This is a genomic window from Loktanella sp. SALINAS62, assembly GCF_018263905.1.
In the GTDB taxonomy this organism is placed as follows: domain Bacteria; phylum Pseudomonadota; class Alphaproteobacteria; order Rhodobacterales; family Rhodobacteraceae; genus Loktanella.
In genome coordinates this window covers 500,047-513,986 of the sequence record NZ_JAAFZU010000055.1, presented here as the reverse complement: position 1 = coordinate 513,986, position 13,940 = coordinate 500,047, and the positions used below count along the sequence as shown (strand labels likewise).

At 62.3% G+C, this 13,940-nt stretch carries 14 protein-coding genes; 5 read left to right on the top strand and 9 right to left on the bottom strand.

Annotated features, from left to right (window positions below; all coding sequences use genetic code 11):
- The first annotated feature begins 65 nt into the window (after positions 1-65).
- The gene (locus GZH79_RS17025; protein ID WP_211644939.1) at positions 66-596 is read left to right on the top strand and encodes a tetratricopeptide repeat protein; all 531 of its coding nucleotides are present in this window, start codon (positions 66-68) and stop codon (positions 594-596) included.
- Here GZH79_RS17025 and rimO read toward each other — a convergent pair.
- Entirely contained in the window at positions 590-1,987 is a 1,398-nt protein-coding gene (gene rimO, locus GZH79_RS17020; RefSeq protein WP_211644938.1) for a 30S ribosomal protein S12 methylthiotransferase RimO, read from the bottom strand. The genes GZH79_RS17025 and rimO overlap by 7 nt on opposite strands.
- A 127-nt stretch (positions 1,988-2,114) precedes the next feature.
- On the opposite strand from rimO, the gene GZH79_RS17015 reads away from it, so the two are divergent.
- A complete protein-coding gene (locus GZH79_RS17015; protein WP_211644937.1) occupies positions 2,115-3,212 on the top strand; it encodes an endonuclease/exonuclease/phosphatase family protein in 1,098 nt (365 codons plus the stop codon).
- Here the strand turns inward: GZH79_RS17015 and GZH79_RS17010 are convergent.
- Together GZH79_RS17010 and GZH79_RS17005 are read right to left on the bottom strand one after the other, a co-directional pair.
- On the bottom strand, positions 3,209-3,985 hold the full coding sequence (locus GZH79_RS17010) for an SDR family oxidoreductase (RefSeq protein ID WP_211644936.1): 777 nt from the start codon (positions 3,983-3,985) through the stop codon (positions 3,209-3,211). The two genes, GZH79_RS17015 and GZH79_RS17010, sit on opposite strands and share 4 nt — an antisense overlap.
- Positions 3,986-4,154: 169 nt before the next feature.
- A complete protein-coding gene (locus tag GZH79_RS17005; protein WP_211644935.1) occupies positions 4,155-4,769 on the bottom strand; it encodes a GcrA family cell cycle regulator in 615 nt (204 codons plus the stop codon).
- Between the two features lie 189 nt (positions 4,770-4,958).
- On the opposite strand from GZH79_RS17005, the gene GZH79_RS17000 reads away from it, so the two are divergent.
- The 3 genes from GZH79_RS17000 to argF all read left to right on the top strand — a co-directional run bounded on the left by GZH79_RS17000 (position 4,959) and on the right by argF (position 8,111).
- The gene (locus GZH79_RS17000; protein ID WP_249219244.1) at positions 4,959-5,771 is read left to right on the top strand and encodes an ABC transporter permease; all 813 of its coding nucleotides are present in this window, start codon (positions 4,959-4,961) and stop codon (positions 5,769-5,771) included.
- Between the two features lie 184 nt (positions 5,772-5,955).
- Positions 5,956-7,125, top strand: coding sequence for an aspartate aminotransferase family protein (locus tag GZH79_RS16995; RefSeq protein WP_211644934.1), 1,170 nt, complete (start codon positions 5,956-5,958; stop codon positions 7,123-7,125).
- Between the two features lie 77 nt (positions 7,126-7,202).
- Complete coding sequence (gene argF / locus GZH79_RS16990; protein ID WP_211644933.1) at positions 7,203-8,111, top strand: ornithine carbamoyltransferase; 909 nt, start codon at positions 7,203-7,205, stop codon at positions 8,109-8,111.
- On the opposite strand, the gene GZH79_RS16985 is transcribed toward argF, so the two are convergent.
- The 6 genes from GZH79_RS16985 to GZH79_RS16960 form a co-directional block, all read right to left on the bottom strand.
- Complete coding sequence (locus GZH79_RS16985) at positions 8,112-8,561, bottom strand: NUDIX hydrolase (RefSeq protein WP_211644932.1); 450 nt, start codon at positions 8,559-8,561, stop codon at positions 8,112-8,114.
- Positions 8,562-8,631: 70 nt separating this feature from the next.
- Positions 8,632-11,052 carry an ATP-dependent helicase HrpB gene (gene hrpB / locus GZH79_RS16980; protein WP_211644931.1) on the bottom strand — a complete coding sequence of 807 codons (2,421 nt, stop codon included), beginning with the start codon at positions 11,050-11,052 and terminating at the stop codon, positions 8,632-8,634.
- Between the two features lie 115 nt (positions 11,053-11,167).
- Entirely contained in the window at positions 11,168-11,449 is a 282-nt protein-coding gene (gene rpmB, locus GZH79_RS16975) for a 50S ribosomal protein L28 (protein WP_211644930.1), read from the bottom strand.
- 182 nt (positions 11,450-11,631) lie between these two features.
- Positions 11,632-12,405 (bottom strand): alpha/beta hydrolase, encoded by a 774-nt coding sequence (locus GZH79_RS16970; protein WP_211644929.1) that lies wholly within the window; start codon positions 12,403-12,405, stop codon positions 11,632-11,634.
- The gene (meaB, locus tag GZH79_RS16965) at positions 12,402-13,382 is read right to left on the bottom strand and encodes a methylmalonyl Co-A mutase-associated GTPase MeaB (protein ID WP_211644928.1); all 981 of its coding nucleotides are present in this window, start codon (positions 13,380-13,382) and stop codon (positions 12,402-12,404) included. Before meaB ends, GZH79_RS16970 begins: the two co-directional genes overlap by 4 nt.
- 93 nt (positions 13,383-13,475) lie before the next feature.
- Positions 13,476-13,778 carry an arginine transporter gene (locus tag GZH79_RS16960; protein WP_211644927.1) on the bottom strand — a complete coding sequence of 101 codons (303 nt, stop codon included), beginning with the start codon at positions 13,776-13,778 and terminating at the stop codon, positions 13,476-13,478.
- Positions 13,779-13,940: the final 162 nt, after the last annotated feature.

Genomic DNA, 13,940 nt, shown 5'->3' with positions numbered 1-13,940 from the left:
TTTGTGTGTCAAGGTAAAGGCGCTGACCGCGATCTGCGTTAGCGATTGCAAATCGGAGAGTTGCTATGCGCATTGCCTTGATCGTCGGTGCTGCGATGATGCCTGTGTCAGTCTTTGCCGCAGGTCCGGCGCCCACACCGCCAAAGCCCACGCAAACGACCGAAGATTGCCCGCAAGGTCAGATTTTTGATCTTGCGACGCAAACCTGCATGGCACCCGAAGACAGCACCAACGACGATAGCGCCATGATGGATGCCGTGCGAGAGCTGGCTTATTTCGGGCGCTATACCGACGCCGCGGCGATCCTTCGGATGATGCCGGACCAGCAGGATGATCTTGTCCTGACCTACAAAGGTTTCGTCACCCGCAAGATGGGGGACATGGACGCTGGCATGGCTTTCTATGCCGATGCGCTGGCGATCAACCCAGCCAATTTGCTTGCGCGGTCATACATGGGGCAGGCCCATGTCGAACTTGGCGAAATAGAGCTGGCTTCGGTGCAGCTGTCTGAAATTCAACAGCGGGGCGGCAGCGGTACGTGGGCTGAGTCGTCGTTGCGTCAGGCCATCAATAGTGGCCGTAGCTACAACTATTGAACGCGCGCGGGCGAGCCCCACAGATCGTATTCGCTGGCTTCCTCGACCGTCACCTTGACGATGTCACCGACGGCCAGTCCGTCGGTGTTTTCGTCGATGAACAGATTCCCGTCAATTTCCGGCGCGTCGGCCCATGTGCGGCATGTGGCGATACCGTCTTCGTCGATGTCGTCGATCAAGACCTCTAGCACTTTTCCAACTTTTGCTTCCAGTTTGGCGGCGGAAATGGCCTGTGCTTTTGACATAAAGCGATCCCAGCGGTCCTGTTTGACCTCTGGTGCGATATGGTCGGGCAGGGCGTTGGACCGGGCGCCGGCGACGTTTTCGTATTGAAAGCAGCCAACGCGATCCAGCTGTGCGACGTCCAGCCAGTCCAGCAGGTGCTGGAATTCCGCCTCTGTCTCGCCCGGATATCCCACGATAAAGGTTGAACGCAGGGTGATGTCGGGGCAGATCGCGCGCCATGCCGCGATTTCATCCAGCGTTTTCGATCCGGCGGCGGGGCGCGCCATACGGCGCAGCACGTCGGGGTGGCTGTGCTGAAACGGAATATCCAGATAAGGCAGCACGCCAGACGCGGGGTCCGCCATCAGCGGGATCAGGTCGCGCACATGCGGATAGGGATAGACGTAGTGCAGCCGGACCCACGCGCCAAGCGTGCCCAGTTCGAGGGCCAGATCCGTGATATGACTGCGCACTTCGCCATTTTTCCACGGATTCAGATCATAGCGCCGGTCAAGACCATAGGCACTGGTGTCCTGACTGATCACCAGCAGTTCGCGCACACCGGCATCGACCAGTTTTTCCGCCTCGCGCAGCACGGCATGGGCGGGGCGCGATGCCAGTTTCCCGCGCATGTCGGGGATAATGCAGAATTTGCACTTGTGATTGCAGCCCTCGGAAATTTTCAGATAGCTGTAATGCCGTGGCGTCAGTGATACGCCGCGCGCGGGCAAAAGATCGACAAACGGGTCGGGCGACGGCGGCACGGCCAGATGCACCGCGTCCAGCACCTGTTCGTATTGATGCGGGCCGGTCACGGCCAGAATGTTGGGGTGATGTTCGCGGATGTAATCCGGTTCCGCCCCCAGACAGCCTGTCACGATAACACGTCCGTTTTCGACCAACGCCTCTCCGATGGCGTCAAGGCTTTCAGCCTTGGCGCTGTCCAAAAACCCGCAGGTGTTGACGATGACCGCCTGCGCACCCGTATAGTCGGACGAAATCGCGTAACCTTCGGCGCGCAGGCGCGTCAGGATGCGTTCGCTGTCCACCAGCGCCTTGGGGCAGCCCAGTGACACCATGCCGATGACAGGTTGGCCGGGGCGCGCGGCGTCGGTCACACGGGCGCGGGCAAGATCGGGGCGAAGCTCTGGCGGGTTCTGTGTCATACGGCGCCTATACGCCGGGTGGCCGGTTTCGGAAAGGGGTGGTGCATCCTGAGACGTTTTGGCACAGATGAGGGCGCAACATTCCGCCGCGCCGGGGTGATGCAGCAATGACATGCAAGGATGACGGATGCTTGTGATCTCGATTACGCTTTGGGTGCTGACGGCCTGTGTGGTTTTCATGACTGTGGTACCGATGTCCCGGGTATCGCACGGATTTATTCGCGCGGCCGATTTTCCCCGTCAGCAATTGCTGGTCCTTGTGGTTGTGCTGTTGGGTTTCGCAGGCTGGCTGAACCCTGCGGGATGGATGTGGATGATGGGGCTGCTGGCCCTCTGCGGATTGAATCAGGGGTTCTACATCGGGCGATACCTGCCGATCTGGCACGTGCAGTCGCTGCGCCCGCGCGTCAACGAAGCGATTGAAGCCGGCCATACCGTCAGTCTGATCGCGGCCAATGTCAAAAAGTCGAATCGCGAATATCACCGCCTGATCCAGTTGGTCAGGAAAATCGAACCGGATATCCTGATGGCTTTGGAAACCGACGCTGACTGGGTCGAAGGGCTTGCATCGCTGGCCGACACTTACCCCCATGTAATGACGCAGCCGCAGGACAACGGCTATGGCATGGCGGTTTACAGCAAATATCCGCTGGAACTGGCGGCCTTTCGCACGCTTGTGGTGGATGATGTTCCATCGTTGCGCGCGCGGGTCACGTTGCCGTCGGGGCAGTCTTTCCGGCTGTATGTGCTGCATCCAGAACCGCCCGTGCCCTTTCAAAATACCGAAGGCCGGGATGCGGAATTGGGTGCCGCGGGCATCGAGGTGCGTGACGACCCGCTGCCGGCCATTGTGGCAGGTGACATGAACGACGTGGCCTGGTCGATCACGACCAAGCGGTTCCAGAACGTGTCGGGGTTGCTAGATCCACGTGTCGGTCGCGGGTTCTTCAATACCTTTTCGGCACGCATGCCGTTGATGCGCTGGCCGCTGGATCACCTGTTTCATGACGCGCAGTTCCGTCTGGTTGAAATGAAGCGCCTGGAAGACATCAATTCCGACCACTTTCCCATGTATTTCAAACTGCTGCTGACGCCGCGCGAAGAGGCCGAAACCCGCCCCGAAGAGATCGAGGAGGAGGAGATGGAAGAAGTCGAAGACATGATCGCGCGCGAAAAGAAGTCCAACCGCGAAGCCATCGGTAGCGAGTGGGAAGACGAAGCCTAACGCTGTTTCTTTTGCATGCGGTAAACGCCAGCCAGCACGGCACGCAGCGGTAAAAGCGGGAAAATCCAGTTCAACGCGATGTCGAGCTTGCGGTCGTTGATGACGTGCAGCTTGCCCTTCATCATCGCGTCATAGCCAAAGCGTGCCACCTGTTCCGGCGTGGCGGCCCCGCTTTTGACAAGGTTGGTGCCCTGCAGATCGGCCACATCGGCAAAGCCGGTTTTCACATAGCCGGGGGCCAGCACGGTGACCGTGACGCCCTTTGGCGCGAGTTCATGGGCAAGTGCCAGCGAATAACTGCGTACGAATGCCTTGGACGCGAAATAAACCGCCTGTAGCGGACCGGGCATCATTCCCGCCGTTGACCCGACGTTCAGGATGCGACCACTGCCGCGCAAGGCCATCTGCTGCCCGATGTTATGGCTAAGTGTGACCAATGCCTTCACGTTCAGGTCGATCATCGCCTGTTCGCGCACAAGGTCGCGGTCGATATGCTGACCGTGACCGCCGAAACCCGCGTTGTTGATCAGGATGTCGATAGGCTGCCCACTGACCTGTTCCGCCAGATCGGCCGCGCCGTCCGGGGTGCCAAGATCAAGTGCGATGGTCTGCACACTTACCCTATGCGCCGTTTCAAGTTCCGCCTTCAGGGCGTCCAGCTTGTCGCCGCTGCGGGCCGTGATGATCAGATCGCCGCCACGGCTTGCGTGGTAGCGAGCGAATTCCATTCCGATCCCGGACGATGCGCCAGTAATCAAGGCAAGGTTTGGCATAAAGCGGTCCTGACGAATGATGCGGTCAACTTTGCGATCATGTCGTCCGCCGGGGTTTAGGTAAAGTCGTGTAATAATCGCCACAACAAATGACGTTGCTAAGCAAAACGCCGCGCCCATATCATCGGGTGCGGCGTCCATTCTGCATCATATTCGCCGGTCAACCAGTCTAGCGGCGACGGTCGCGCCGTGATGACATCGGCTGAAACGCAACCCCGACATGCGCTTCACAATAGGGTTTGCCAGCTTGCGACGGCAATCCGCAGAACCAGAAATCCGGGGTCGCGGGATCACCGACCGGCCATTTACAGGTCTTTTCGGTCAGGTCCATCAAACCGATCTTGCGGGCGGATTTTTCAACCTCGTTCACTTTGGCCAGTGCTTCGGGGCTGATTTCATTGGCGCTGGGCTGCGGCGGCAGGGGCTGACCTGCGGGAATAATCGCGCGCCGCGCTGCACTGATCGGGATGCCGTTTTCGTCCAGTTCTTCGGCTTCGTCCTCATCGACAGCTTTTTTGACCTTGGCAGGCGGGGCCGCCGATGTGGTCATCATTTCGGGCTTGATCGGTGCGGCTTCGACCGGTTCGGGCGCGACGGGGGTTTCGGGTTCGTCTGCGGGGGCCGCAGCGGCGGTTCCGGCACGGTTTGACAGGCCAAGGCGATGCACCTTGCCGATCACGGCGTTACGGGTCACACCGCCCAGCTCTTTGGCGATCACGCTGGCAGACTGGCCTTCGCCCCACATCCGTTTCAGCGTGTCGACACGTTCGTCAGTCCAGGACATCGGTTTTCCTTACTTCACTCGGGGCAGGGGGGATCAAAGCCCCGACCTGCGTCAAAATCGGGTCGTTCCCTATTCTAAGCATGCCAGCGGCGGATACAACCGCAGCCGCACTGCAAATCGCAGTGCTGTGCTGCTCTGGCCAATCCGGCTGGGTCGGTTATGTCTGGCGCATTGACCAAGGAGATCGCGATGACCACCACCACACGACCCACCCAGATGGGCGTGCGCCGTTTCGGGCGCTGGAACAAGCAAGGCACCCTTACCCTTGCCGGCAGAGAGGTGCGGCGGTTCATGAATGTCTGGTCACAGACGGTCATGGCCCCGCTGATCAACGCCGGCCTGTTGCTGATGATCTTCACCATCGCGATCGGGCCGCAGCGCGGCGACGTCATGGGCGTGCCGTTCATGACCTTTCTGGCACCGGGCATCCTGATCATGACCGTCATCCAGAACGCGTTTGCCAATACGTCATCCAGCCTTGCATCGGCCAAGGTCGGCGGCAACATCGTCGATACGCTCATGCCGCCGCTGTCGGCACTGGAATTGCTGATCGGCTATCTTTCGGGCGCTGTGGCACGCGGGTTGATCGTCGCCTTTGTCATCGCATTGGGGTCGTGGATTTTTCTGGGGGTCGCGATCCAGAACATCCCATGGGTGCTGACCTTTGTGACGCTGGGTTCGTTGTTCATGGGGGGGCTGGGCATGATCGCCGGTATCTTCGCCAATAAATTCGACCAGTTGTCAGCCATTTCCAACTTTCTGGTGACGCCGCTGTCGTTCCTGTCCGGCACGTTCTACAGCATCGAAGCACTGCCCGGTCCCCTGCAGGCTGCATCGCACGCGAACCCGTTCTTTTATATCATCGACGGGGTGCGCTACGGCATGATCGGCGTGTCTGACAGTTCCCCGTGGTTGGGGCTGGTGATCGTGCTGGTGTCGAATGCGTTTGTGCTGGGGCTGGTCTGGCGCTGGCTGGATCGCGGCTACAGGCTGAAGGCATGAACAGTCTTGCCGTTGCGTCAGTCAAAGGGTAGCAAAGGCGTATGAACATGTGCGCCACATCCCCGATCCGACGCCGACGCTGACACCGTCTGTCGATCCCGCACGTCTGCCACACCTAAAAATCGTTGACCCGCCCGCGCCGCTTCGGCATCACACGGGCTTGTTGTTTGACAGGAGCGATCTGATGATCCCATCCGTTTTGCCGACCTATAACCGCGCGCCCATGGCCTTTGAAAAAGGCGAAGGCAGCTGGCTGATTGCACAGGACGGAACCCGTTATCTGGACCTTGGTGCCGGGATCGCGGTCAATGCGCTGGGGCATGCCCATCCCGCGTTGGTGGCGGCGTTGACCGCACAGGCGCAGATGCTGTGGCATACCTCGAACTTGTATCACATCCCCGCGCAGCAGGAACTGGCCGACCGGCTGGTGGCTGCGACCTTTGCCGATACCGTATTCTTTACCAATTCCGGGACCGAAGCCTGCGAACTGGCAGTCAAGATGGCGCGCAAGTATTTCCACGACGCGGGCCAGCCCGACCGCACCGACATCATCACATTTTCCGGCAGCTTCCACGGGCGGTCGTCCGCCGGGATCGCCGCCGCCGGTTCGGAAAAAATGACAAAGGGGTTCGGCCCGCTGTTACCCGGCTTTGTCCATATGAATTTCGGTGATCACGACGGACTGACGGATGCGGCGGCATCGCCCACCGCCTGCGCCATCCTGATCGAACCAGTGCAGGGCGAAGGCGGCATACGTCCGGTCCCTGACCAATGCCTGAAAGGTCTGCGCGATCTGGCCGACGCCCACGGTCTGCTGTTGATATTTGACGAGGTCCAATGCGGCGTCGGGCGTACGGGCAAACTTTTCGCACATGAATGGGCCGGGATCGCGCCCGATATCATGATGGTTGCCAAAGGCATCGGCGGCGGCTTTCCGCTGGGTGCCGTTCTGGCGACTGAAATGGCCGCATCGGGCATGACGGCGGGCACGCATGGGTCCACCTATGGCGGCAACCCGCTGGGCTGTGCCGTGGGCAACGCCGTGATGCAGATCATCACCGACCATAGCTTTCTGGCAGAGGTCAACCGCAAGGCGGGCCTGCTGCGACAAAAGCTAGAAGGTCTGGTTGCATCGCATCCGGATGTCTTTGACAGCGTGCGCGGCGCTGGCCTGATGCTTGGCCTGAAATGCAAGGTCAGCAATGCCGATATTGTGCAGGCGGGTTATGCGCAGCACCTTTTGACGGTGCCCGCTGCCGACAACGTGGTCCGACTTTTGCCGCCGCTGACCATCACCGACGACGAAATCGCCCAGGCCGTTGATCGGCTGGACGCCGCCGCCGCCAGCCTGTGATCATCATCTTGCCCGAAATACTCCACGGGGGTGCGGGGGTGTGAAACCCCCGGACCTCGCCCGCCAAGGAACCGACCATGACCCATTTCCTAGACCTGCATCTGACACCTGCCGCTGATCTGCGGACCATCATCGACGACGCGATCCGCATCAAGCAGGCCCGCAACGGCCACCCAAAGGGCCAGCCTGACGTGGAACTACCGCTCAAGGATCACATGGTCGCGCTGATCTTTGAAAAGCCGTCGACGCGCACGCGGGTGTCGTTTGACGTGGGCGTGCGCCAGATGGGCGGGCAGACCATGGTGCTGTCGGGCGCCGATATGCAACTGGGCCACGGCGAAACCATCGCGGACACCGCCCGTGTGCTGTCACGCTATGTCGATCTGATCATGATCCGCACCTTTGAAGAAGCGACGTTGCTGGAAATGGCTGAATACGCCACGGTTCCGGTTATCAACGGGCTGACCAACCGCACACACCCCTGCCAGATCATGGCCGACATCATGACCTTCGAAGAACACCGTGGCCCGATCAAGGGCAAGCGCGTGGTCTGGTCGGGTGACGGCAACAACGTCTTTGCCAGTTTTGCCCATGCGGCCAAGCAATTCGATTTTGATCTGGTCTTCACCGGACCGGCACCGTTGGACCCAGAACCTGCCCTGAACGGGCTTTATACGATCGAACGTGATCCGGCCCGGGCGGTGCAGGGGGCGGATCTGGTGGTGACGGATACGTGGGTCAGCATGCACGATCCGCAATCGGCGCGGGAACGGCGGCACAACCAGTTGCGCGGCTATCAGGTCAACGATGCGCTGATGGCGCAAGCCAATCCTGACGCGCTATTCATGCATTGCCTGCCGGCCCACCGCGATGACGAGGTGACATCAAGCGTCATGGACGGTCCGCATTCGGTCATTTTCGACGAGGCTGAAAACAGGCTACACGCGCAAAAGGCGATCATGCGCTATTGCCTGCAAGCTGGGTGACTACAGTGCCTTGATGGCCTTGCGAAATCCCTTGTCACTCAGAAGTTTGGCCGCCTTTGACAGACTGACCCACTGGCGGTCACGACGCTGACGTTCGGGATATTTACGGGACATTTCGCTGACCCGGATGCCGTAAACCTTCACGCGGGCCGGTACTTGGCGGCCGTCGCTGAACCGTTTGCTGCCGTTGAATTTCGCCACCGGCTTGCTTGTGACCTGTCCCTTGCGCACGCCGCCTTCTTCCCAGGCTTCCTGCATCGCGGCTTCGGCATCGGTCAGGCCGTCGATTGGCCAGCCCTTTGGCAAGATCCACCGCCCACGAGAGGATGTGACAAGCAGGACTTCGCGGCCCTTCTTGCCTTTGCGGTGACACAGCGCAGCGACCTGCACCACTGGGCTCAATTCCGAAGTGACAGGATCTGCCCCGATAAAATCCATTTTCGCGGTCATGACGATGATAACTCTGCTGCTTTTCTTATTGCTTGCATTCAACCATATAGTTTTGCGCGAAAAAATTCAATTAATGCTTGCGGGGTTTCGCGCGCAGGGTCGGATCAGCGGCGCGGGGGTCTTCTGGCCAAGGGTGACGTGGGTAGCGTCCGCGCATGTCCCGGCGCACGTCAGCATAGGATGTTTCCCAGAACCCCGGCAGATCCTGCGTGGTCTGAACCGGCTTGTGTCCCGGTGACAACAACGTGACGCGTAGCGGTGTGCGCCCAACCGTTGGATGCACGGTCTGGCCAAACATTTCCTGAATCCGCAGGGTGATTTCGGGCACCTCGCTGTCGTAATCGATCGGAATCCGCCGTCCCAGCGGCGTGGTAAAAACAGGCGGTGCGGCCCGGTCCAGTGCCTGCAATTGATCCCAGTCCAGCATCGCGCGCCACGGGTCCAGCAGATCGAACTGCGCCCAGTCTTGTGCGGACCTGACCTGACCCAGATGCGGTAGCAGCCAGTCGTCCAGCGTGTCCATCAGGGCGTCGTCCGACAGATCCGGCAGGTCCACGCCACCGGCACGGACCAGTGCGACACGGGCGCGGAACCGCTGCGCAGCAGGGCTGGGACGCAGGCCCAGGTGGCGCACCCCGTCCAGCATCGCGCGGGCGGTCGCGTCCTGCGGCGCGTCATCCCAACGGCGATCATCCAGCACGATGGCGCCCAGTTGTTCGTGTTCGCGCGCGACGACACGACGATCGCGGCGGGACCATGCGCAGACCCGATGCCACGCGATCCGGTCCCCCAGCACGGCGCGCAGCTCCGCTTCGGCAATCGGGATGGCCTGCCAGATCCCTGCTTCGCGCGGGTTGCCGTCGGTGTCCGTCACCACCAGCAACCGTTGACCCGCCAAAGGATCGGCAGCGTCCAGCATCGCACCCTTGCCGCCGGACAACAGGTAGCGCGGATCATCCCCCGGGCGGCGCAGCGCGATACGGTCGGGATAGGCCAGTGCGGCCATCTGCGCGGCACCAAGACGCGCGCCCTGCGGCACGGTGCGCGTCAGGCGTTTCGCCTCTGCCTTGATCTGTGCCAGTGCCGCGCGGTCGGCGGTGCCCGGCACAGACCCACCTTGCAGCGCCGTCAAACGCAGCGACAGATCGGTGCCCGCCCCGCGCAGCGGATCGCGCGTATCCAAAAGTGCTGCAAGCGTGGCTGCGGCCGTCCCGGCGGTGGCCAGCATGTGACCCAGCCGTGGATGCAGGGGCAGGGCGGCCAGCGCGCGCCCGTGTGACGTGATCCGGTCCTGTGCATCCAGCGCGCCCAGATCGCGCAGCAGGGCGCGCGCCTCTGCCAGCGCGGTGGTGGGGGGCGGGGTCAGGAACGACAAATCTTCGCTGCCCCATTGCGCCAGATCCAGTGCCAGACCGGTCAGGTCGGCAGCGGCGATTTCGGGGGGGGCAAAGCCGGGCAGCGCGCCGTGTTCACCAGCCGTCCACAGCCGATAGGCGGTGCCTGCGGCCACACGGCCCGCGCGACCCGCGCGCTGGTCGGCTTCGGCGCGCGATACCCGTTCGGTCACCAGCCGAGACATGCCTGATCCGGGATCGAACCGCGCACGCCGGGCCTGTCCTGCGTCCACGACGACGCGGATATCCTCGATTGTCAGCGATGTTTCCGCAATGGCCGTCGACAGCACGATCTTGCGGCCCGAGGTGACGGGCGCGATCGCGGCGCGCTGTGCGGCAAACGGCAATGCGCCGTAAAGTGGCCGGATGTCGCAATCTGGCGGCAACCGTCCGTTCAGGGCGGCAGCGACCTGTCGGATTTCACCTGCACCGGGCAAAAAGACCAACACCCCGCCGTCCGTGTCCGGGACGATCCGGGCAACCAGATCGGCGACGGCATGTGTCAGGCGCACACGTGGCCCAAGCGACCGGTCCAGATAGCGGATATCGACGGGATAGGCGCGGCCCTGTGCCGTGACGACGGGTGCGTCGTCCAGCATCGCGGCGACCGGGGCTGCGTCCAGCGTCGCGGACATCACGATCAGCGACAGGTCAGGACGCAGCGCGGTCTTGATTTCCCATACGAATGCAAGCCCCAGATCGGCCTGAAGCGAGCGTTCGTGGAATTCGTCAAAGATGACGGCGCCGACGCCCGTCAATTCCGGATCATCCTGCACCATGCGGGTCAGAATGCCTTCGGTCACGACAAGGATGCGACAGTCCGGACCGACGCTGGATTCGCCGCGCATGCGGTAGCCGACACGCGTGCCGACCTGTTCGCCCAGTTGTGCTGCCAGTCGGTCGGCGGCGGCGCGCACGGCCAGACGCCGGGGTTCCAGCATCACGATCAACCCTGCGGTCAAATCGGCCTGCAACAGCGCCAGCGGCACGCGGGTCGTCTTGCCCGCGCCGGGCGGGGCCTGAAGCACGACGCGGCCCGTCGTGCGCAAGGCCGCCACAACGTCAGGCAGCACAAGATCAATAGGCAGATCAGTCATGACCGCACTGCATTTCAGCAAAAATACCGGCGGTGTCCGATATTTTCGGTGGCTTTACGCGAAAAGCCCGGCTGGAAACCAACCGGGCCATATCGTCAGATGCGCGGGGCAAGGCTTATGCCGTTGCTTTTGCGATCTCTTTTTTGACTTTCAGCGCCTCGGCAGACAATTCTGCCTCTTTCGCTTTTGCCATGAACGCGTCCAGACCGCCGCGGTGATCAACGGTGCGCAGGGCTGCGTTGGACACGCGGAACTTGAATGTCCGGCCCAAGGTGTCGGACATCAAAGTCACGTCCTGCAGGTTCGGCAGGAACCGACGACGCGTGCGGTTGTTCGCGTGGGATACGTTGTTGCCCGACATCGGGCCTTTTCCGGTCAGATCGCAACGGCGCGACATGGGCGTGTTCCTTCTTCTTCTTCGGTCCGTGCGTCGCGGTGCGCCGCAGGCCTGACATGGAGGCCACGCAGGGGTGGCCGGATGGACATTTGGCCCGCGCGGGACGAGGGCGTGAATTCAGTTTGCAGCGCCTACGGTGAATCGGATTTCGCGTCAACCCCCGAGAGGCTGGCCGCCGCGTGTCAGCGCGTCCGTTCACGCGCTTTTGCCGCACAGACCGGGTGGTTGCGATCCAATCCGCGCGCCAGACGGGACCAGTAATCCTGTTGCCCGCCGCGTCCGGCACGGTGGTCGTCCAGCAAGGGCCGCAGCCCCGCGTCAGGGTCCAGCAGCAGCCCCTGGACGCGTCCGGCACGCTTTGCTTCGCGCAGCACACCGACGGCGGGGTGCCCGCCACCCGTCAGGCGGACCAGCCGCAAGCGCGGACACAGCCGTTGCAAAGCCTTGCCGTGGGCCAGATCGGCGGCGTTCAGGTCATCCAGCAGGATATGCCCGGCCAATGCAGGATCGGCGGTGGTTGTCAGATCGCCAAGGGCCGCATCGAAACCAACCGCTTCTTCGCGGTAGCGCCATTCGAACGGGGCATGGATGTGGCTGATCGAGACTTGCGGCGACACGGCGACGATCCGGTTGATCCGCAGTTTCCGGCTGAACCGCACAGCGCCATAGCCGCCCATCGAAAACCCGATGCCAAGCACCTGATCATAATCCTGTGCCACCGGGGCCAGTGCGGTTTCCAGGGCGCGGGTATCGGCGTTGACGAACCAATCGTTCGCCGCCGTGCCGATCATCAACTGGTCATAGCCCGCCGCCAGAAAGCGCGGGTTTGGGGTCATGTCGGTGAACCCGCTGCGGCCAATCACCCGCCAGTCGAACGACACGACCAGTCGGCGATGCCCTGCGCTGACCAGATCGGCGCGCAGGTAGGCGCCGTCGAACCGCCGCGTGACAATCATCCGCGGTCCAGCGGCGCCAGCGCTGCACGGGCCGCTGCCGCCGGGGTCATACGCCCTTGTGCGACGTCGTTCTCCAGGTCGGCCAGCCGGCTGCGCAGGGTCGCGTCGTTGGTCAGCAAGGCCATCATTTCGGCGCGCAGCTCCTCTTGGAACCAATGACGCGCTTGACGTGCCCGCACGGCGTCCCAATGGCCCGTATCGCGCCGCCACGCGGCCAGCGTCTGCATGTCGGTCCATGCCTGGTCCAGCCCGCTGTGGTCCAGCGCAGAGACGGTCATCGCCTTTGGATATCCGTCGGGGTCACCCTCGCGCCGCCGCATCAGGCGCAACGCGCCCGCATAATCGGCGCAGGTCCGGCTGGCCTGTGCGCGCAAATCGCCGTCGGCCTTGTTCACCAGCACCAAGTCCGCGATTTCCATGATGCCGCGCTTCACACCTTGCAATTCGTCCCCGCCCGCTGGGGCCAGCAGCAACACGAACAGGTCGGTCATCAGGGCAACGACGGTTTCGGATTGACCAACGCCCACCGTTTCCACCAGCACCACGTCAAAGCCTGCCGCTTCGCACAGGCGGATCGCTTCGCGGGTGCGCCGCGCGACCCCGCCCAGATGCGTCTGGCTGGGCGAGGGGCGGATGAACGCGCGCGGATCGCGGCTAAGATGATCCATACGCGTCTTGTCGCCCAGAATGGACCCACCCGACCGGGCTGATGACGGATCGACCGCCAGCACCGCGACACGCATGTCCTGCGCGGTCAGCATCAAGCCAAAGCTTTCGATGAATGTGGATTTGCCGACGCCGGGGGTGCCGGACATCCCGATCCGCAACGCCTGCCGATCTGAACCCACGGCATCCAGCAGCGCAAGCGCCTGATCGCGATGATCGGCTTTGCCGCTTTCGACCAGCGTGATCGCACGGGCCAGCGCCCTGCGGTCACCGGTGCGGACAGCCTTGGCCATGGCGGCAATGTCGGTCATCGCGTCCCCCTGTGGTGGCCGGATGCGGGCGCCCCGGCCTTGTGCCACCTGTCTAGCCAGAACACGGCTGGACCGCCAGCCGATGGCCGCGATCTAGCGGCACTGGCGCTGGGCGCGATCTGTAAATGATTTGTAGCGGGCCCAGAACGCTTCGTCTGCGGATCTGTCGGACTGGCGGATATCCTGCGCCTTTTGCGGTTCGTCAAAGAACGTCGCGGCCAGTTTCTGGTCGCGTCCCGATAGATTCTGGTTGGCGGTCTGCTGCACGCAGGAACACAAGGCCGAATTCGCCGCCGACCGGCCAGAGGCCATGCAGGCCTTGCCCAATTCACCACGCACGCCGAAACCACAGGAGTTCAAAACAAGGACCGTCACGGCCAGAAACAAAAATTTCATGGTGCTGCCTGTCAATTTACCCGGACGCGCCCGGTTTTCCGGTGTCATCGCCCACTGCCTGACTCAACTATGCCAGCACAGCCCGTGCGTGGCAATGCCGGATCGGGTGCACTGACGCATCACAGGCGTGGTTTTTGGGGTGCAGCCGCGGCGGCGTGTCCT

What these genes read in the sequence shown, in the direction of transcription:
- GZH79_RS17025 (WP_211644939.1), top strand. Translation starts at nt 66, where the DNA reads ATGCGCATTGCCTTGATCGTCGGTGCTGCGATGATGCCTGTGTCAGTC.
- rimO (WP_211644938.1), bottom strand. Translation starts at nt 1,987, where the DNA reads ATGACACAGAACCCGCCAGAGCTTCGCCCCGATCTTGCCCGCGCCCGT.
- GZH79_RS17015 (WP_211644937.1), top strand. Translation starts at nt 2,115, where the DNA reads ATGCTTGTGATCTCGATTACGCTTTGGGTGCTGACGGCCTGTGTGGTT.
- GZH79_RS17010 (WP_211644936.1), bottom strand. Translation starts at nt 3,985, where the DNA reads ATGCCAAACCTTGCCTTGATTACTGGCGCATCGTCCGGGATCGGAATG.
- GZH79_RS17005 (WP_211644935.1), bottom strand. Translation starts at nt 4,769, where the DNA reads ATGTCCTGGACTGACGAACGTGTCGACACGCTGAAACGGATGTGGGGC.
- GZH79_RS17000 (WP_249219244.1), top strand. Translation starts at nt 4,959, where the DNA reads ATGACCACCACCACACGACCCACCCAGATGGGCGTGCGCCGTTTCGGG.
- GZH79_RS16995 (WP_211644934.1), top strand. Translation starts at nt 5,956, where the DNA reads ATGATCCCATCCGTTTTGCCGACCTATAACCGCGCGCCCATGGCCTTT.
- argF (WP_211644933.1), top strand. Translation starts at nt 7,203, where the DNA reads ATGACCCATTTCCTAGACCTGCATCTGACACCTGCCGCTGATCTGCGG.
- GZH79_RS16985 (WP_211644932.1), bottom strand. Translation starts at nt 8,561, where the DNA reads ATGACCGCGAAAATGGATTTTATCGGGGCAGATCCTGTCACTTCGGAA.
- hrpB (WP_211644931.1), bottom strand. Translation starts at nt 11,052, where the DNA reads ATGACTGATCTGCCTATTGATCTTGTGCTGCCTGACGTTGTGGCGGCC.
- rpmB (WP_211644930.1), bottom strand. Translation starts at nt 11,449, where the DNA reads ATGTCGCGCCGTTGCGATCTGACCGGAAAAGGCCCGATGTCGGGCAAC.
- GZH79_RS16970 (WP_211644929.1), bottom strand. Translation starts at nt 12,405, where the DNA reads ATGATTGTCACGCGGCGGTTCGACGGCGCCTACCTGCGCGCCGATCTG.
- meaB (WP_211644928.1), bottom strand. Translation starts at nt 13,382, where the DNA reads ATGACCGACATTGCCGCCATGGCCAAGGCTGTCCGCACCGGTGACCGC.
- GZH79_RS16960 (WP_211644927.1), bottom strand. Translation starts at nt 13,778, where the DNA reads ATGAAATTTTTGTTTCTGGCCGTGACGGTCCTTGTTTTGAACTCCTGT.